The sequence below is a fragment of the Acinetobacter sp. GWC1_38_13 genome, from assembly GCF_001767535.1.
Taxonomy (GTDB): Bacteria; Pseudomonadota; Gammaproteobacteria; order Pseudomonadales; family Moraxellaceae; genus Acinetobacter; species Acinetobacter junii.
In genome coordinates this window covers 1-19,139 of record NZ_MELG01000014.1, presented here as the reverse complement: position 1 = coordinate 19,139, position 19,139 = coordinate 1, and the positions used below count along the sequence as shown (strand labels likewise).

Genomic DNA, 19,139 nt, shown 5'->3' with positions numbered 1-19,139 from the left:
GTTTGTTTGCACTCATATTTTAACTATTTAGACTCAGGTTTTTTTATTTAAAGCAAACTATGGGACAGTAGTGGCTTCATGCGCCTTTTTTATTATCATCTATTAAGATGCATGAATTTTTTCAACAATATCTTTAACTCGTTTTGCATAGAGCTTAGCTGTTTCCAAATCACCTGAAGGAATTTCATCAACACCTGCATCTGATGGAGTTTGTACTAATAAACCAACAGAACCACCTAAATTGTTCACATCCTCACGGGTTGCTGTTTTAGTATTTGCTGGTAATAAGCCTAAACTTACCCAAATTCCACCATGTTGAGAGGCTAAAGTTTGTAAATGGATTAAGGTAACTTGTTTATCACCATTTAAACTTGCACTATTGGTAAAACCTGCAAAAACTTTATCTTTCCAGCCCTGTGTAAACCAGATTTTCGAAGATGCATCAGCGAATTTCTTAAATTGCCAAGGCGCTGCTCCCATATATGTTGGTGTACCAAAAACGATCCCCTGCGCTTGATTTAGCAGCTGCCAATCTTGTTCTGAAATATCGCCATTTTGATCAATTTCGATTAAATCTGCTTGTATGCTTTGAGCAAATGTTTCAGCAACAACTTTCGTATGTCCATAACCAGAATAATAAACCACAGCAATGTTTGACATGAGAGAATCCTTATAATTTCAAAAAAGTTCGATTTAATAATATATATTTTAGAAACTAGGTATCAATTAGTTACCAATTGGTAACTATGTTGCTATTCGCATTAAATACTGGGTTAAAAAGATGAATACCGGATTAAAATATAATATTTATCAACAACATTGCCCTGCTCGGTTATTTTTTGAAAAAATTGCTGACAAATGGGTTTTACTGATTATCAATGTCCTCGCAGACGAAACTCAGCACTTCAATCTTTTAAAGAAAAATATTCAAGGTATTTCACCTAAAGTACTGTCTCAAAAACTAAAAATGCTAGAGCGAGATGGATTTATCCAAAGACAAGTCCAAAATACCTCTCCAATACGTGTTGATTATTCATTAACATCGTTAGGACATGAAGTTGCCAAAATGGCATTTCAGTTAAAAGATTGGGCTGAAACTAATATTGAAAAAGTGATATCGGCTCAACAAAAATTTGATTCAAGCCCCAAACAAGAAAACGACTTAAAGTAGATCACTTTAAGTCGTTTTAGCACTTGAGCAATAAATTAAACTAGACTAGAACTTTAAATCCTTGTTGACGCCAAGCTTCATAGACAATAACAGCAGTTGCATTAGATAGATTTAAACTTCTTGAGTTTTCAGCCATTGGTAACCTTATCCACTGCTCTTGTGGGAACATCATTCGGACATGCTCAGGCAAACCTCTAGTTTCAGGTCCCATCAATAAAGCAACTGGACGATTGAGATCAACTGTATGTGGTGTCGCACTGCCCTTGGTCGTAAGTGGAAAGACATGCTCAACACCTTTAGATTTGAGATCAGCAAGACACAACTCAATATTGTCCCATATCAACATTCTTGCCCATTCATGATAGTCCAAACCTGCGCGCTTCAATTTTTTATCATCTAGCTCAAAACCTAAAGGTTTGACTAAATGTAGCTGAGCACCTGTATTAGCGCATAAACGAATGATATTACCTGTATTTGCTGGAATCTCAGGTTCGTATAGGACCACATGAATCACAAATTTTCTCTACTTTTCATAATCCCTCCTAGTCACCCTTTGAAAAAGAGAGGAACTCACTCTCTTTTTAAAGTGGGATTAGGAGAGATTTATTGCCATTTTAACTGTTCCCGTAGGCTCACAACTTCACCAATAATCGTTAAAGTCGGTGCTACGATATGATGTTCAGATACCTTTGTTGCAATATCAGCCAAAGTTCCAACAACAACTTTTTGTTCAGGCGTTGTACCTTTAGAAATCAATGCAACAGGCATCGTTGGACGTTGACCATGTGCAATCAGTTGCTCACAAATGCGTTCTAATCCGACCAAGCCCATGTACAGAACTAAAGTTTGGTTTTCATAGACCAATTCACTCCAAGGCAACTCTGGTGAACCTTCTTTTAAATGTCCTGTTAGAAACCGCACACTTTGCGCATAATCACGATGTGTTAACGGAATCCCTGCATAAGCGGAGCAACCTGAAGCCGCGGTAATTCCTGGAACCACTTGGAATGTCACATTGGCTTCCACCAATTCTTGAATCTCTTCACCACCACGCCCAAAAATAAATGGATCACCACCCTTTAGACGGCAAACACGCTTACCTTGTTGTGCATATTCAACCAACAAAGCATTAATGCCTTCTTGTGGAACAGAATGATTTGAACGTGCTTTACCCACATAAATTTTTTCGGCATCACGACGACACAAATCTAAAATCGGACCTGAAACCAAACGATCATAGATCACAACATCAGCTTGTTGCATCAAACGCAACGCTTTGAGTGTCAATAACTCTGGGTCACCTGGTCCCGCACCAACGAGATACACTTCACCTTTAGGTGCAGACCATTCAGTTAGAGCTTGCTGGATCAGTTGATTTGCAAGCTCAAGATTGTCATTGAAAACTTGTTCTTTTAGAGGACTTGCATATAAATTTTCCCAAAAGATACGTCGCTCATCTGGGTTAGAAATTTTTTCTTTAACTTGCTTACGCCATTGTCCAGAAAACTCAGCGAGTTTACCCATCCCGTGCGGCACAATAGTTTCAATCTGTGTACGCAATTGTCGAGACAATACTGGCGATGCCCCATTAGACGCAACAGAAATCACTAAAGGTGAACGATCAATGATTGCAGGTACCATGAAACGGCAATTAGGTATGTCATCAACACTATTGACTAAAATATTGCGCTGCTCATAATGATCAAATACGGCTTTATTTACATCCGCTTGGTCTGTCGCAGCAATCACTAAGCGATAGCGAGTATCAAGTACAGATTCTGAGAAGCTTTCTTGGATATACTGACCCGTTGATTTCTCAACTAAAATCATCAAATCAGGTTCGATCTCAGGTGCAACCACATCAATGATTGCACCTGCTTTGATCAATAAACTTGCTTTACGATAGGCAATACGCCCACCGCCTACAATCAGACAACGTTGCTGCTGCAACTTTAAAGAGATTGGAAATATTTCCACATCTGGCCTCTTCTATATTTTCTATCTGATTGAACTAAAGCAAAAACTATGCACAAAATCGATGCATGTTTTAATCAATGAAGCTTACGCCGCCCATATATGGACGTAAAACTTCTGGAATTTCGATTGAACCATCAGCACGTTGATAATTTTCCATTACCGCAAGCAAGGTACGACCCACCGCAAGACCTGAGCCATTCAATGTATGCACCAATTCGATCTTCTTCTGATCTACACGATAACGTGCTTTCATACGACGCGCTTGGAAATCACCCATATTTGAACAACTAGAGATTTCACGATAGGTATTTTGGCTTGGTACCCACACTTCGAGGTCATAAGTCTTAGTTGCGCCAAAGCCCATATCACCACCGCAGAGCAAAATCTTACGGTATGGCAGACCAAGTGCCTGTAAAATGCCCTCTGCATGTGCAGTTAATTCTTCAAGTGCCTGCATAGAGTGCTCAGGCTTAACAATTTGCACCATTTCGACCTTATCGAATTGATGCTGACGAATTAAACCACGGGTATCACGACCATAAGAACCAGCCTCACTACGGAAACATGGTGTATGTGCAGCATATTTTAACGGTAAACGATCTGCATCAATGATTTCATCGCGCACAAAGTTAGTAATCGGCACTTCGGCAGTAGGAATCAGATAGTATTCCTTTTCACCTTGAAGCTTGAATAAATCCTCTTCAAACTTAGGTAATTGTCCTGTACCACGTAAAGTATCTGCATTTACTAAGTAAGGTACATAAGCTTCGGTATAACCATTTTTAAGCGTATGTGTATCTAGCATGAATTGAGTCAGGGCACGTTGCAAACGAGCCAATGGACCTTTCAACACGCTGAAGCGAGAACCTGTTAGTTTTGTTGCAGTCTCAAATTCAAGACCACCCATCCACTCACCGAGATCAGTGTGATCTTTAATTTCGAAATCAAACTGGCGTGGTGTACCCCATTTCAAGATTTCTAAATTATCACTTTCATCTTTACCTTCAGGTACAGATTCATCAGGCAGGTTTGGAATCGCCAGTGATTTTTGTTCTAACTCAGTTTGAAGTTCTGCCAAAGCAACTTCAGCAGCTTTGATTTCGTCACCAATGGCAGACATACGTGCCATGATTTCGGAAGCATCTCCACCAGACTTTTTGATTTGACCAACTTGTTTAGCACCCGCATTGCGTTCAGCTTGTAAATTCTCAGCTTTTGACTGCAATTCTTTACGGCGAACTTCTAAATCAGCCCATTCTTGCGCATTAAGCTGAACACCACGTTTTGCTAAAGCAGCGTTTACTGCTTCAATATTATTTCTGAGTAATTTTGGGTCAATCATAATCAATCATGAATAGAGAAAAAACTGGCTATAGTGTAAGGCTTTAACCCAAAAAAATACAGCGATAGACAACAAAGACTCAGCACCTACACATGTTGAGATGCTGAAAATCAATTAATTGGGTTCTTTTGGTAAACTTGGTAAATATTCAGCTTTAATAAACTGTTTCGCTGCATAATAGGGCAACGTTAACTCACTCATTCCTTCAGCATAAGATGCAAGCTCATATAAAGGATAGACAAAAACAATACCATTCACTCCGTAGTAATAATTGTCACTGAGCTGTAAATCTTGTTTTTTAATATTATGATCTTCTAACCAGTTCTGATTAGACGCATATAGTTCATCACGCAGTTTGGTATTCATCTCAGGTTTAATCAATTCACTGACAGTGATATGTTTTTTATTAGAAAGATCAAAATTCACAAACTCTTGATGTGACATACCATGTGCTGCGCCAGCAGAATATGAATACGACTGAATCGCAAATGTCGCTAAATTATAATTTTGTCCTATAAAACGAACGTATGTACTACTCTCACTCAATGAAGGTTCATCTGCAGGAACTTTAACTTTCTGATCAGGAAGATTAGCAAAAGCATTCGGCTCAGCTTTTTTCATACGATTGACAAAATATTCATCGATCCATTTTTGATTGGTTTCGACGGTTTGCAAATCATAATTGGTACAACCATCCTCCAAACAAACTTTTTGCTTGGGAAGCTTAACTGGAATTACTTTTGCTTGAATTAATGGTATGTCTAATTTTGCAGTTTCTTTGGATGATTCTTGTTTAGGTTGGCATCCGACTAAAGCAACAACTATAAGAATTGGAATAAGTTTTGATAATTGTGAAGTATTCATCGTCACGCAAGTCTCTGATGTTTTTCTTCACTATACAAAGCCTTGTAAGGATATAAAATTTAAAAATGTATCTTTCAGACAAGAAAAAGCCGCAAATATGCGGCTTTTTTTAACTGATTACTGATCAATAATATCTGTACCTTTAGGCGGTGCAAAATTAAAGACTGATGCAGGGATCTTTGGATTGACTTTAATGTTACTGAATCGAACATAAGTCGTTTGACCTAAAGAATCCTGTAAAATCATCAGGTTTGGTGCTTTATTTGCGCCAAAACTAATGGTCATGCTTTGGAAAGCACTGTCTTCTTGTTTTGGATATAAAGTGTAATAAAGTTTAGTGCGGTCAGGCTGCGTCACACGATAAGACTGCATGATCTGATTAGTATTGCCTGATAACAATAATGCTGGTGTATTGGCAATTTGATCATCTAAACTCTGACGAACAGCTTGTTGTAAATCTGGATCATAAATCCAAACAAGCTTACCTGTGGTCACAATGGTCTGCTTCGCTGGGCTAGTCGTTTCCCAATAAAACTTTCCAGGACGTTCTACTTTCATTGTACCTTTGAAAGTTTGATTCATATGTTGTGCAGTTAAGCTTTTATTTTTGCTCGGCTTACTGTTCGTAACTTTTGTAGTTTGTTCAAAATCTGCTGTTAAACGTTGCAAGCCAGATAACTGCTTCACCAAACTGGAGGTTGCTTGCTGAGCAGATGCTGCTGTTGGTGCAGCAGATAACTGTGTACTCACAACTGGAGCCAGTGTCATTGCACCAATTGTTGCAGCATATGCCATTTTTTTTACGAAATTCATAAAATGAACCTTCTATCAGATTTCTACTGTTATGACGACATCTTACTGTTTTTGATCATTAAAAAAATGAAGAAAAGCATAGGTTTTGTGTATTTCGTGTCGCAAAGTTCAGCATTATGTATGAAGATGCGGTCTTTATGTAGAAATTGTAAGGATGCAAATCCACAATTTGACAAGATTTTAAAATCGATCATGTAGCTAAATTTTTAGATATAGAAATTATTAATAAAGAATAGACTAGACCTGAATCAACTTTTTGATAGTCTTACTAGAATTTATAAAATAAGCATAAACTATGAAAAGTCTTGCATTCATCCATCGAAATGACACTCGATTCGCTATTGGCGACTTTTACCCTGCACTTTCAGTATTCTCTTACCATGAACTTGGTAATACAACATCACCCTTTCTACTGCTTGATCATTTAGGACCAGGAAAACTCGAACCTAAAAGCAAAAAGAAAGGCGTAAATGAACATCCACATCGCGGTTTTGAAACCGTGACCTTTGTATTTGCAGGTGAATTACAACATAAGGACTCCACAGGTGGCGGTGGCTTGATCAAACGAGGTGATGTTCAGTGGATGACTGCTGCCTCAGGAATACAGCACATTGAACAGTTTAGTTCCGAGTTTCGTGAAAGTGGTGGTCCATTTGAAATGGTACAACTCTGGGTAAATTTACCTGCCAAAGACAAAATGTCTACCCCTCGCTATCAAAGTTTATTAAATGAAGATATCCCTAAAATTATTCTCGATGATCAAGCTAGCTATATTCGCGTAGTTGCTGGTGAGTTAAATCAAACAACTGGAATTGCAAAAACATTTACTGCGATGAATGTCTTTGACATACATCTTGTGAAAGACCAACAAATTACATTACCTGCTGCCGAGGGTGCGACAACCTTGATCTATTTACGTAAAGGTAAAGTACAGTTTTCTTCTGATGAAGAATCTCTCGAAGAACAGGCGTTGGCTGTCATGTCGAGCTTAGGAACTGGCGTTCAAATCAATGCTCTAGAAAACTGTGATTTATTATTTTTATCAGCACAACCCTTAAACGAGCCAATTAATGGACAAGGGCCTTTCGTCATGAATAGTTATGATGAAATTTTACAGGCTTATGATGATATTAAGACAGGAAAATTCGGACACTATTCTGATTAGACACCTTATAAAATGTATACCCATAAAAAAACCCGCTAAAAGCGGGTTTTTCTGAACTATTAAAACTTACGCTTCAACAGTTACATAGCGACGGCCAAATTGACCTTTCACTTCAAATTTTACTACGCCGTCAGCAGTAGCAAATAAAGTATGGTCACGGCCCATACCAACATTTGCACCAGCGTGGAACTCAGTACCACGTTGACGAACGATGATGTTACCAGCAGTTACAGTTTGACCACCGTAAACTTTAACACCTAACATCTTAGGATTCGAATCACGACCGTTCTTCGTCGATCCACCGGCTTTTTTAGTTGCCATGTCTATTTACTCCTCGTGTTAGCCTGCGATACCAGTAATTTTCAACTCGGTAAACCATTGACGGTGACCTTGTTGCTTACGGTAGTGTTTACGACGACGCATTTTGATGATGCGGATTTTGTCGTGACGACCATGGCCAACTACTTCTGCAGTTACTTTTGCGCCAGCTACAACTGGAGCACCGATTTGAATGTTGTCACCGTTAACAACCATTAACACGTCATCAAACGTAATAGTCGCGCCAGTTTCAGCTTTCAATAATTCTACTTTAAGGGTTTCACCCTCAACAACACGGTGCTGTTTACCACCGCTTTGGATTACTGCGTACATATGTACTCCAACATGCCCGTGTCGTCGTGTCGATAAAGGGATATATCGATCTTAAAACGAACGCCACTGGGGTTATATAAGGGGACAAATTTTAAGTGAAATTTGATCAAACAACAAGTCATTTTATACAAATGCAAATAGATTCAATCAATTTTTAGATTTTCTAATAAAATCAATTAGATTGAAGTTCTATAGTTTTGATTGATTCTTTCTGTGATTTGCAATACATTTTTAAAAACAAATTGCGACAATAACAAACTGTGTTTTTACAAAGTCATAAGTAAAGTAATGATGTTTGGTGGGCAAGCTCTTTTTTCTGTCTAAATTAAGACCAAAAAACTCATCATAATGTTTTAAATGACGGATTACACAGCCTGTATAACTGTTTAGCAACAGATTAATTGATACACTTAGCGCACTACCCACCTATACGAGGTTTTTCTTCATATGGTTATCGATTTTAAGCAAGACGTTCTTTCCCCTGTTGCGACAGATTTTGCTGCGATGGATTACCTGATCAATGAAGGAATTAGCTCTAAAGTTGGTTTAGTCATGTCTGTAAGCAAACACGTCGTAGAAGCTGGTGGGAAGCGTATGCGTCCAATCATGTGCTTACTGGCTGCAAAAGCTTGTGGATTAGCAAATATGCAGCAAGCGCAACATTTAGCTGCCATCATTGAAATGCTTCATACTGCAACTTTAGTGCATGATGATGTAGTCGATGAATCAAACCTGCGCCGTGGTCGCCCAACCGCAAATGCAACGTGGAACAATCAAACTGCTGTTTTGGTAGGTGATTTCTTAATAGCACGTTCATTTGATCTATTGGTTGATTTAAATAACATCACACTATTAAAAGATTTCTCTACAGGCACATGTGAAATTGCTGAAGGTGAAGTTTTACAACTTCAATCTCAGCATCAACCTGAAACAACCGAAGAAACATATTTGCGCATTATTCATGGTAAAACATCTCGTTTGTTTGAACTTGCTACTGAAGGCGCAGCTATTTTGGCAGGTACAGAAGAGTACCGTGAACCTCTTCGTCGCTTCGCTGGTCATTTTGGAAATGCCTTTCAAATTATTGATGATATTTTGGATTACACATCTGATGCTGAAACATTAGGTAAAAATATTGGTGATGATTTGATGGAAGGTAAACCTACTTTACCGTTAATTTCAGCATTGGCTCATTCGACGGGTGAAGAACACGAGATTATCCGTCGTAGTATCGCCACAGGTGGTATCGAGCACCTAGATAAAGTTATTCAAATCGTGCATAACTCGGGCGCAATCGAATATTGCCAAAAGCGCGCCCAACAAGAAACGGATGGCGCATTAGAGGCTTTAAAAGCCTTACCTGATAATGAATATCGACAAGCACTGATCAATTTGACCTTAATGGCCTTACACCGACTCCAATGATGTTCTAATTGCCTATGCATTTAAATTTATCTGATTTATTTTTAAAAATGCAGGAACAGCTTGAACTCCCTCAAGCTGCTCTTGACGAAAACCTAATTATTGAACTGGTCAATCGTATACGACCAGCTGATCCTAACGATGCCAATGAAGTAAAATCACGTATTGATGCATTGGTTAGGATTTTATTACTCACTCCTGCATCCTCCATTTTGCTTCAAAACTTTTTATTACGTCTGATTAGCCAATATAAACAAATTAGCTTGTATGCCGACAGTGGGATTCTCTCTTTGGATGGCTTTTGGAACCAGTTAAGCCAACGATTAGGCGCTCATTTTCTTCCTTTAATTGAAGATGGTCAGCAACTCAGAACATTAGTGGGTAAAGTTTTTCACCAAGAAACTGATAGCGATTGGTTAGCTTTAATTGATACACAAGATTGGATTCGTTTATTTAGCCTAATCAGTGAAAGTCATAGCAATAGTAAAGAAAAACTCTATTCTAAAAATGAATTAATAAAAGCGATTACTGTTCTTTCATATCGAATCAGTGGCATTGGTTTATATCCTGAGTTTATTAATGCCTTACCTGACATTATTGAATACGAATCTCCTTTTCTGGTTCAAAACCGAGAAATTGTCGAATTTATTGAGAAGTATAAAAAGCAGATCGAAGATCAAGATAGCATTGTAGTTCTCCCGCCTCCTGATGCATCACAAGCATTTGTTATGCTGGATCAATGTCGCGAAGTTGTACTCAAAATCCGCAGAGCAACCAAGCGTATTGGTGTAAGTATCAGTTTGACTTATTTACTCTCGCTTTTGGAACAAGCACTTGATCGAATTGAATTATTGCTTAGTTTATTGGTCAGCAAAAATGAAATTCGATACCGATCATTGGGTGAGTTAATCACAGATCTAACTCAAGCGAATTATGATGAAAAAAGTGTGCGTCACTTACTGAGTTCTACCAGTGAATTAATTGCGTTACAGGTTACTGAGAATGCAAGTAAGACAGGCGAACATTATGTAAGTACTGACAAAGCTGGCTTTTGGGGAATGTATAAGGCTGCTGCGGGTGCAGGTGCAATTATTGCGACCATGGCAACCTTAAAAATACTGACAGCGCGTTTGGTCTTGGCTCCATTTGGACATGCATTTCTATATAGCATGAACTATGCGTTGGGTTTTATGCTGATTCATGTGCTGCATTTCACCGTTGCAACTAAACAACCAGCAATGACAGCTGCTGCTCTCGCAGCAACAGTGCAACATCAAAAAGGTAGTAAAACCGCACAAATTGCTGAACTCGCAGCTTTAATTATCAATATTATTCGTACTCAATTTGTGGCTATCCTCGGCAATATCTCGATTGCGATTCCAGTAGCTGCACTTATTACTTTCTTATGGCAATACAACTTACATGAACCTTTGCTTTCACCTGTTAAAGCAAGTAAAACACTGCACTCCTTAAATCCATTCACTTCTTTGGCCGTTCCACATGCAGCAATTGCTGGTGTGTGCTTATTTTTATCAGGTTTACTTGCAGGATATTTCGATAACCTAGCCGTATATCGAAAGGTAGGTCCTCGTTTAAAACAGCATCTTCGTTTGAAACGTTTAATGGGACAAGAAAGACTGGATAAGTTTGCTAATTATATCGAAACCAACTTAGGTGCTTTAGCTGGTAACTTCTTGTTCGGTATCATGCTTGGAAGTATGGGAACCATTGGTTTTATTCTAGGCTTACCACTAGATATTCGTCACATTGCCTTTGCATCTGCAAATTTTATACAAGGCTTAATGACTATTAGTGGATCACCTGATATTGGTCTAATCCTTGTATCGTTTCTTGGTGTCATGCTCATTGGTTTAACCAACCTATTTGTTAGCTTTACTTTGACTATTATTGTTGCTTTACGCGCTCGTCGCGTACGTTTCGCACAATGGAAACCATTGGCAAAATTGGTACTCACCCACTTCTTAACACGACCAAGTGATTTCTTTTGGCCACCAAAACAACCAATCGAAGTAGATGATGATGCATCAAGTGAACAAAAAGTGAGACATTAATCAATTTTTGTTATGTTTTTTTACTGAACCTTAAGAAAATCTGAAAATGAAATTATCATAAAATTTCAAGACTTGACCAAAAGTGTACTCACAAGTACACTTTCAAACATTATATAACCCTGAACAATGGTTAAGCAAATAATGAGGTTCGCATGCCGTACCTACTGCTTTGTATTGGTTGCATTTTTTTGATAATCGGTGTGATTGGGCTGTTTTCTCCAAGCATATCAAATTTAGACCTTAGAGGTGTTCAAATGCTATTTGAATACCGTTCGTTTGCGCTTAACCACGTAGCCGTTCTGTTTTCTCGCCTAGGAGGCATGCCCTTTTTACTGGTTTTAACGTCGTTTTTTTGTATCCATCAAATTCGAAAGAAAAACTATAAAAAGGTCATATTTGTCGCCCTGAGCGTGATCGGTAGCATTGTGATTGGTTGGCTTCTGAAATGGGGCATTGATCGACCAAGACCATTGGCGTTTTATCATTTAGTTCAAAGTTATGGAGCATCCTTCCCAAGTGCCCATAGCCTGTATGCTGCAACCCTATCGAGTTTAGTTCTGTTGCTATCACAACAGCACAAATATCGTTCCAGTATCGTTTTAGTATCTGTTTTATGGTTAATAATCATGGGGATATCTAGAGTTTATGCAGGGGTTCATTACCCAACTGATGTATTGGCTGGTTGGGGTATTGGGTTGATTTTGACTTCGTTGCTTTGGTTTTGGCTGTATCAAAGCAATTTCAGCAACAATTTGTTTTTAGATAAAAAATCTAAATTGAGGTGGAACAATGATGTCGGCTAAGCTTTGGGCTCCTGCCCTCACTGCTTGCGCATTAGCAACAAGCATTGCGCTTGTTGGTTGTAGCAAAGATCCTAAAGATGAACAGCAAGCTGCTGCTGCTCAAAAAATGCCGCCTCCAGAAGTTGGTGTTATCGTTGCTCAACCACAAAGTGTTGAACAAAATGTTGAACTTTCTGGGCGCACTTCTGCGTATCAAATATCAGAAGTTCGTCCACAAACGGGTGGCGTTATTTTAAAGCGTTTATTTGCTGAAGGCAGTTATGTCGAAGCAGGTCAAGCGCTTTATCAAATTGATGCTAATACCAACCGTGCAACTGCTGACAATGCTCGTGCAGCTTTATTACGTCAGCAAGCTAATTTAAATGCATTGCGTGTGAAAGAAAATCGTTATCGCCAATTGGTTGGTACTAACGCCGTTTCTAAACAAGAATATGATGATATTAATGCTCAAGTAAAATTGGCTGAAGCTGATGTAGCTGCAGCTCAGGCAGCATTGAAAAATGCTGAAATTACTTTAGGTTATTCAACTGTTCGCGCACCTATCTCAGGGCAATCTAGTCGTTCTTCGGTAACTTCTGGTGCTTTAGTTACTGCAAACCAAGCAGATCCGTTGGTGACAATCCAACAACTTGATCCGATCTATGTAGATATCAATCAATCAAGTGCTGAAATGCTCCGTTTACGTCAGCAGTTGAGTAAAGGTAGTTTAGATAGTAGTAATAATACGCGCGTCAAACTCACACTTGAAGATGGTTCAGATTATCCTATCGAAGGACAACTCGCATTCTCTGGTGCAAGTGTTAACCCTGAAACTGGTACAGTGACTTTACGTGCGGTATTCCCAAATCCAAATCACTTGTTATTACCTGGTATGTACGCAACTGCAAAAATCTCTCAAGCAGTTCTACCTAATGCATATCTGATTCCACAAGCAGCTGTAACTCGCTTACCTACAGGGCAAGCAATTGCTATGGTCGTAAATGCGAAAGGTGCTGTTGAGACTCGACCAGTGACGACAGCAGGTGTTCAAGGTCAAGACTGGATTATTACCGATGGTTTAAAAGCTGGTGATAAAGTTATTGTAGATGGTGTTGCAAAGGTAAAAGAAGGTCAAGAAGTTAAGGCTAAGCCTTACCAACCTCAAGCATCACAAGGTCAAAATGCTGCTGCCCCTAAAGCAAATGAACAAAAACAAGCTGACTCTTCAAAAACTGAACAAAAAGCTACTTCACAAGTTTAAGGGGTAGATTGCATGGCTCAATTTTTTATTCATCGCCCAATTTTTGCATGGGTGATTGCACTGGTTATTATGCTGGCGGGTATTCTCACCCTCACCAAAATGCCAGTTGCGCAATACCCAACGATTGCACCGCCTACGGTGACAATTTCTGCAACATATCCAGGTGCTTCAGCTCAGACTGTTGAGAATACGGTTACTCAAATCATTGAACAGCAAATGAATGGTTTGGATGGTTTACGTTATATCTCTTCAAACAGTGCGGGTAATGGTCAAGCATCAATCAACTTAAACTTCGAACAAGGCATTGATCCTGATATCGCTCAAGTTCAAGTTCAAAATAAATTACAATCAGCTACAGCACTATTACCTGAAGATGTACAACGTCAAGGGGTACGAGTGACTAAGTCTGGTGCAAGCTTTATGCAGGTCGTTGCTTTCTACTCACCTGACGGCAGCTTATCAGCATCAGATATTAAAGATTACGTCAATTCAAACATCTCTGAGCCACTGAGTCGTGTTGCAGGTGTGGGCGAAGTAACTGTCTTTGGTGGTTCTTATGCAATGCGTATTTGGTTAGATCCAGCAAAACTTACTAGTTTTAATCTCACACCTTCAGATGTTGCAGCAGCTATACGTTCACAAAATGCTCAAGTTGCGGTAGGTCAATTAGGTGGTGCCCCAGCAGTTCAAGGACAAGTTTTAAATGCGACAGTTAATGCACAAAGTATGTTGCAGACTCCAGAGCAGTTTAAAAACATTTTCCTAAAAAATGCGGCTGATGGCGCACAAGTGCGTTTAAGTGATGTTGCACGCGTTGAGTTAGGTTCTGACAACTATCAGTTTGACTCTAAGTTCAATGGTAATCCTGCAGGTGGTGTCGCGATTAAACTTGCGACGGGTGCAAATGCGCTAGATACAGCTGCTGCAGTTGAAAAACGTTTATCAGAATTACGTGTTAACTATCCAAGTGGTTTAAAAGATAAACTTGCTTACGATACGACACCATTCATTAAGCTTTCGATTGAAAGTGTAGTACACACACTGATTGAAGCTGTTGTTCTTGTATTTATCGTCATGTTCCTGTTCTTACAGAACTGGCGTGCAACGATCATTCCGACACTTGCAGTCCCTGTAGTTGTATTGGGAACTTTTGCGGTAATCAATATTTTCGGCTTCTCAATCAACACGCTCACCATGTTTGCGATGGTACTTGCGATTGGTCTGTTGGTCGATGATGCGATTGTAGTCGTCGAGAATGTCGAACGTGTTATGCAAGAAGAACACCTTGAACCTGTACCTGCTACTGAAAAGTCGATGGGTCAAATTTCTGGTGCTTTGATTGGTATCACTAGTGTATTAACGGCGGTATTCGTACCAATGGCCTTCTTCGGGGGGACAACTGGTGTAATTTACCGTCAATTCTCTATCACTTTAGTAACGGCAATGATTTTATCTTTGATCGTTGCGTTAACGTTTACCCCTGCCCTTTGTGCAACGTTATTAAAACAACACGATCCAAACAAAGAACAAAGCAACAGTATCTTTGCGCGTTTCTTCCGTGGTTTTAATAGTGGGTTCGAAAAACTTTCAGAGAAATATCAAGGTGGCGTCAACCGTATGACCCATCATAAGTTGTTCTCTGGAGTCATTTATATCGTTGTTATTGCTGCTTTAGTTGGTTTATACAAGATGTTGCCTTCGTCTTTCTTACCTGAAGAAGACCAAGGTGTTGTTATGACACTTGTTCAATTACCACCGAGTGCAAGTCTTGAAAGAACAGATAAAGTCATCACCACTATGACTGATTACTTCTTAAATAAGGAAAAAGAGCATGTAGAGTCGATCTTTACTGTGTCTGGCTTCTCATTTACAGGGGTTGGTCAAAATGCTGGTCTTGCTTTCATCAAATTGAAAGACTGGAGCGAGCGTACAACACCTGAATCACAAATTGGTGCCATCATTCAACGTGGTATGGCATTGAACATGATCGTAAAAGATGCATCTTACATCATGCCATTACAGCTTCCTGCAATGCCTGAATTGGGCGTATCGTCTGGTTTTAATATTCAGTTGAAAGATGTAAGTGGTCAAGGTCATGAAAAACTGATCGCTGCTCGTAACGCTATTTTAGGTATGGCATCACAAGACAAACGTCTTGCAGGTGTACGTCCGAATGGTCAAGAGGATACTCCTCAGTACAAAATCACAGTTGACCAAGCGCAAGCTGGTGCAATGGGTGTGAGTATTAGTGATATTAACAGCACCATGAGCATGGCTTGGGGTGGTTCTTATATCAATGACTTCGTTGATCGTGGTCGTGTGAAAAAAGTTTATGTTCAAGGTGAAGCGGATACTCGCATGATGCCTGAAGACCTAAACAAATGGTATGTACGTAATAACAAAGGTGAAATGGTTCCATTCTCAGCTTTTGCTAAAGGTGAATGGACATATGGTTCACCACGTTTAGAACGTTACAACGGCGTATCTTCTGTGAACATTCAAGGTTCTCCTGCACCAGGTGTCAGCTCAGGTGACGCGATGTTAGCAATGGAAGAAATCATTGGTAAGTTACCATCGATGGGCTTACAAGGTTTCGACTATGAATGGACAGGCTTATCTTTGGAAGAGCGTGATTCTGGTAACCAAACAGTTCCATTACTCATTCTTTCATTATTGATCGTGTTCCTGTGTCTTTCAGCATTGTATGAAAGCTGGGCGATTCCAATTTCAGTATTGTTGGTTGTGCCACTAGGTATTATTGGTGCTTTCACGATGACATGGTTAGGAATGGTGATTAAAGGTGATCCAAACTTATCCTTTAATATTTATTTCCAAGTCGCAATCGTAGCCGTGATTGGTCTTTCTGCAAAAAATGCGATCTTGATCGTAGAGTTTGCAAAAGAGCTGCAAGAAAAAGGCGAAGAGTTATTCGAAGCAACATTACATGCTGCAAAAATGCGTTTACGTCCGATTATCATGACCACACTTGCATTCGGATTTGGTGTTTTACCATTAGCCCTTGCAAGTGGTGCGGGTGCAGGTAGTCAACATTCTGTTGGTTATGGTGTACTGGGTGGCGTAATTTCTTCAACACTTTTAGGTATCTTCTTCATCCCTGTATTCTTTGTGTGGATTCGTAGTATCTTTAAGTACAAACCTAAAACTTTAAATACTCAGGAGCATTGATCGTGATGCAAACTGTTTGGTCTATTTCCAGTCGTGGCATTGCAATCTCTGCACTCGCGCTGTCTTTGGCTGCCTGCCAAAGCATGCGTGGGCCAGAGCCTGTTGTGAACACAGCGATTCCTGAAAGCTTTGCGTCATATAGTAATGCTTCTGGAACTTCTATCGCAGAACAAGGCTACAAAGACTTCTTTGCTGACCCTCGTTTATTACAAGTGATTGATATGTCACTTGCCAATAACCGTGACTTGCGTACAGCGGCGTTGAATATTCAAAAAGCCCAACAGCAGTACCAAATTTCAGAAAACAACCAATTACCAACGATTGGGGCAAGTGGTAGTGCGGTTCGCCAAGTCACGCCATCTCGTGATCCTAACAACCCCTACTCGACTTACCAAGTTGGTTTAGGTTTAACGGCTTACGAGTTAGATTTCTGGGGTCGAGTTCGTAGCTTGAAAGACGCTGCTCTAGATAGTTATCTTGCGACACAAAGTTCGCGTGATGCGACTCAGATCAGCTTAATTGGACAAGTGACACAAGCATGGTTGAATTATTCATTCGCCAGTGCACAACTCAAACTTGCAGAGCAAACGCTTAAAGCACAGCAAGAGTCGTTTAACTTGAACAAAAAGCGTTTCGATGTCGGAATTGATAGTGAAATTCCTGTGCGTCAAGCTCAGATTTCAGTTGAAACTGCACGTAACGATGTAGCTAACTACAAAACCCAGATTGCACAAGCTCAAAACTTGTTGAATTTATTGGTCGGTCAACCAGTTCCTGAAAACCTGTTACCAAAACAACAAGTTGCTCGTATCACACAAAAGAATGTGTTGACAGCAGGCTTACCAAGTGACTTGTTGAATAATCGTCCTGACGTCAAAGTGGCTGAGTATCAACTCAGTGCTGCAGGTGCAAATATAGGTGCTGCGAAAGCACGACTATTCCCAACGATTAGTTTAACGGGTTCAGCAGGTTATGCATCAACGGATTTAAGTGATTTGTTTAAATCTGGCAACGCACTTTGGTCAATTGGTCCGAGCATCGATATGCCAATCTTTGATTGGGGTACACGTCGTGCGAATGTCAAAATTTCTGAAACAGATCAGAAGATTGCCCTTTCAAATTATGAAAAGTCAGTCCAATCTGCATTCCGTGAAGTGAATGATGCTTTAGCAACTCGTGCCAATATTGGTGATCGTTTGAGTGCTCAACGCCGCTTAGTTGATGCCACTAACACCACTTATAAACTATCTAATGCTCGTTTCCGTGCTGGTATTGATAGCTACTTAACGGTGTTAGATGCTCAGCGTTCAGCATATTCAGCAGAACAAGGCTTATTATTATTGCAACAAGCTGATTTAAATAATCAGGTTGAGCTTTATAAAACCTTAGGTGGTGGACTTAAAGTGTCTTCAACTGAGACGATTGCACGCCAACCATCTAGCGCTGAAAAAAATAGCGCTCAATAAAAAAAAACTTTGTCATAAAAAAGCTCACTTCGGTGAGCTTTTTTATTGCATGCATGCGGAATATTTCTTATCTTCAATACTGAAATATTAAAGACTTAGAAAAACGCTATGTTATTAAGCAGTTTAGAATCAGTTCCTGGTCACGAGATTTTACGTCAGCTAGATGTCGTTTACGGCAGTACGGTACGCAGTAAACATGTTGGTCGAGATCTTATGGCAGGATTAAAAAACATTGTTGGTGGTGAACTAACAGGCTATACAGAGTTGCTTGAAGAATCTCGCCAAGAAGCGACACAACGTATGATCGATAAAGCACGTGCTTTAGGTGCCAACGCTATCGTCGGTATTCGTTTCTCGACCTCAAATATCGCTCAAGGTGCATCTGAACTCTTTGTCTATGGAACAGCTGTCGTCGTCCAGCCGATCACACCAAAACTTCCTGATCCATTTAGCGCTTAGGCATGTCTATGAGTGGATTAATTTTTCAGGTTATTCTTTTCTTGATTCTGTTTTCAGTCGGATGGGGATTTGGTCGTCATATCGAACAAAAACATTTACGTGAACTAGATGAAAAAGAAAAAAAATTTGCCCATATTCGAATTGATACCAATCGATTTGTTGAAACATCAGCAAAGGGGCAATTGGTGAGTAGCAATGTCGTCATCTCACATGATTACTTTAAATACATACTTGCCAATATTCAAAACTTTTTCGGCGGTCGCCTGACCAGTTATGAAAGTGTGGTTGAACGTGCACGTCGTGAAGCGATGCTCCGCCTCAAGCAAGAAGCACATGCAATCGGTGCTAGCCATATCATGGGGGTTCGTCTCAGCACGACTGAACTCGGTATGCAAGGTGGGATGGTTGAAGTGTTTGCATATGGAACAGCGATCTATCAGCCATCTTGAAGACGTATGTCCTGTTGCACATGCTGCATCAGGACAACTCAGTTACTCTGCAAAAATCG

18 protein-coding genes are annotated in these 19,139 nt (G+C 39.8%); 10 read left to right on the top strand and 8 right to left on the bottom strand.

The annotated features are described in order from the left end of the window. Positions 1-102: 102 nt before the first annotated feature. A complete protein-coding gene (locus tag A2003_RS01410) occupies positions 103-660 on the bottom strand; it encodes a flavodoxin family protein (RefSeq protein WP_004908422.1) in 558 nt (185 codons plus the stop codon). A 121-nt stretch (positions 661-781) separates the two neighbouring features. Between A2003_RS01410 and A2003_RS01405 the strand changes: the two genes are divergently transcribed. After that, positions 782-1,171, top strand: a complete 390-nt coding sequence (locus A2003_RS01405) for a winged helix-turn-helix transcriptional regulator (protein ID WP_004963630.1) — start codon at positions 782-784, stop codon at positions 1,169-1,171. 40 nt (positions 1,172-1,211) lie between these two features. Here A2003_RS01405 and A2003_RS01400 read toward each other — a convergent pair whose 3' ends face one another. From A2003_RS01400 to lolA, 5 genes are all read right to left on the bottom strand, one after another. Next, positions 1,212-1,685 (bottom strand): tRNA (cytidine(34)-2'-O)-methyltransferase, encoded by a 474-nt coding sequence (locus A2003_RS01400; RefSeq protein WP_004950756.1) that lies wholly within the window; start codon positions 1,683-1,685, stop codon positions 1,212-1,214. Positions 1,686-1,774: 89 nt separating this feature from the next. Continuing rightward, positions 1,775-3,148 carry a siroheme synthase CysG gene (gene cysG / locus A2003_RS01395; protein ID WP_004963635.1) on the bottom strand — a complete coding sequence of 458 codons (1,374 nt, stop codon included), beginning with the start codon at positions 3,146-3,148 and terminating at the stop codon, positions 1,775-1,777. 70 nt (positions 3,149-3,218) lie between these two features. After that, positions 3,219-4,490 carry a serine--tRNA ligase gene (gene serS / locus A2003_RS01390; protein ID WP_004908431.1) on the bottom strand — a complete coding sequence of 424 codons (1,272 nt, stop codon included), beginning with the start codon at positions 4,488-4,490 and terminating at the stop codon, positions 3,219-3,221. Between the two features lie 114 nt (positions 4,491-4,604). After that, entirely contained in the window at positions 4,605-5,360 is a 756-nt protein-coding gene (locus tag A2003_RS01385; RefSeq protein WP_004908432.1) for an RsiV family protein, read from the bottom strand. A 111-nt stretch (positions 5,361-5,471) separates the two neighbouring features. Continuing rightward, complete coding sequence (gene lolA / locus A2003_RS01380) at positions 5,472-6,167, bottom strand: outer membrane lipoprotein periplasmic chaperone LolA (RefSeq protein ID WP_004908434.1); 696 nt, start codon at positions 6,165-6,167, stop codon at positions 5,472-5,474. 295 nt (positions 6,168-6,462) lie between these two features. Here lolA and A2003_RS01375 point away from each other — a divergent pair, with 295 nt between their 5' ends. After that, positions 6,463-7,332, top strand: a complete 870-nt coding sequence (locus A2003_RS01375; protein ID WP_039047819.1) for a pirin family protein — start codon at positions 6,463-6,465, stop codon at positions 7,330-7,332. 66 nt (positions 7,333-7,398) lie between these two features. Here A2003_RS01375 and rpmA read toward each other — a convergent pair whose 3' ends face one another. Both rpmA and rplU read right to left on the bottom strand, forming a co-directional pair. Continuing rightward, positions 7,399-7,653 carry a 50S ribosomal protein L27 gene (rpmA, locus tag A2003_RS01370; protein WP_004640422.1) on the bottom strand — a complete coding sequence of 85 codons (255 nt, stop codon included), beginning with the start codon at positions 7,651-7,653 and terminating at the stop codon, positions 7,399-7,401. Between the two features lie 18 nt (positions 7,654-7,671). After that, positions 7,672-7,983: a 50S ribosomal protein L21 gene (gene rplU / locus A2003_RS01365; protein ID WP_004652230.1), complete on the bottom strand. Its 312-nt coding sequence runs from the start codon at positions 7,981-7,983 to the stop codon at positions 7,672-7,674. Positions 7,984-8,430: 447 nt separating this feature from the next. Here rplU and sdsA point away from each other — a divergent pair, with 447 nt between their 5' ends. The 8 genes from sdsA (at position 8,431) to A2003_RS01325 (ending at position 19,080) form a co-directional block, all read left to right on the top strand. After that, the gene (sdsA, locus tag A2003_RS01360) at positions 8,431-9,408 is read left to right on the top strand and encodes an All-trans-nonaprenyl-diphosphate synthase (RefSeq protein ID WP_004950751.1); all 978 of its coding nucleotides are present in this window, start codon (positions 8,431-8,433) and stop codon (positions 9,406-9,408) included. Between the two features lie 14 nt (positions 9,409-9,422). Further along, positions 9,423-11,477, top strand: a complete 2,055-nt coding sequence (locus A2003_RS01355) for a site-specific recombinase (RefSeq protein WP_004908444.1) — start codon at positions 9,423-9,425, stop codon at positions 11,475-11,477. A 152-nt stretch (positions 11,478-11,629) separates the two neighbouring features. Next, complete coding sequence (locus tag A2003_RS01350) at positions 11,630-12,280, top strand: phosphatase PAP2 family protein (protein ID WP_279679893.1); 651 nt, start codon at positions 11,630-11,632, stop codon at positions 12,278-12,280. Then, complete coding sequence (locus A2003_RS01345) at positions 12,267-13,520, top strand: efflux RND transporter periplasmic adaptor subunit (protein WP_279679894.1); 1,254 nt, start codon at positions 12,267-12,269, stop codon at positions 13,518-13,520. Before A2003_RS01350 ends, A2003_RS01345 begins: the two co-directional genes overlap by 14 nt. A gap of 12 nt (positions 13,521-13,532) precedes the next feature. Beyond that, on the top strand, positions 13,533-16,706 hold the full coding sequence (gene adeJ, locus A2003_RS01340) for a multidrug efflux RND transporter permease subunit AdeJ (protein WP_112986716.1): 3,174 nt from the start codon (positions 13,533-13,535) through the stop codon (positions 16,704-16,706). A gap of 5 nt (positions 16,707-16,711) precedes the next feature. Beyond that, positions 16,712-18,172: a multidrug efflux RND transporter AdeIJK outer membrane channel subunit AdeK gene (gene adeK, locus A2003_RS01335; RefSeq protein WP_004908454.1), complete on the top strand. Its 1,461-nt coding sequence runs from the start codon at positions 16,712-16,714 to the stop codon at positions 18,170-18,172. 108 nt (positions 18,173-18,280) lie between these two features. Beyond that, a complete protein-coding gene (locus A2003_RS01330) occupies positions 18,281-18,631 on the top strand; it encodes a YbjQ family protein (RefSeq protein ID WP_004908457.1) in 351 nt (116 codons plus the stop codon). 8 nt (positions 18,632-18,639) lie between these two features. Then, a complete protein-coding gene (locus A2003_RS01325) occupies positions 18,640-19,080 on the top strand; it encodes a YbjQ family protein (protein WP_004908459.1) in 441 nt (146 codons plus the stop codon). Positions 19,081-19,139: the final 59 nt, after the last annotated feature.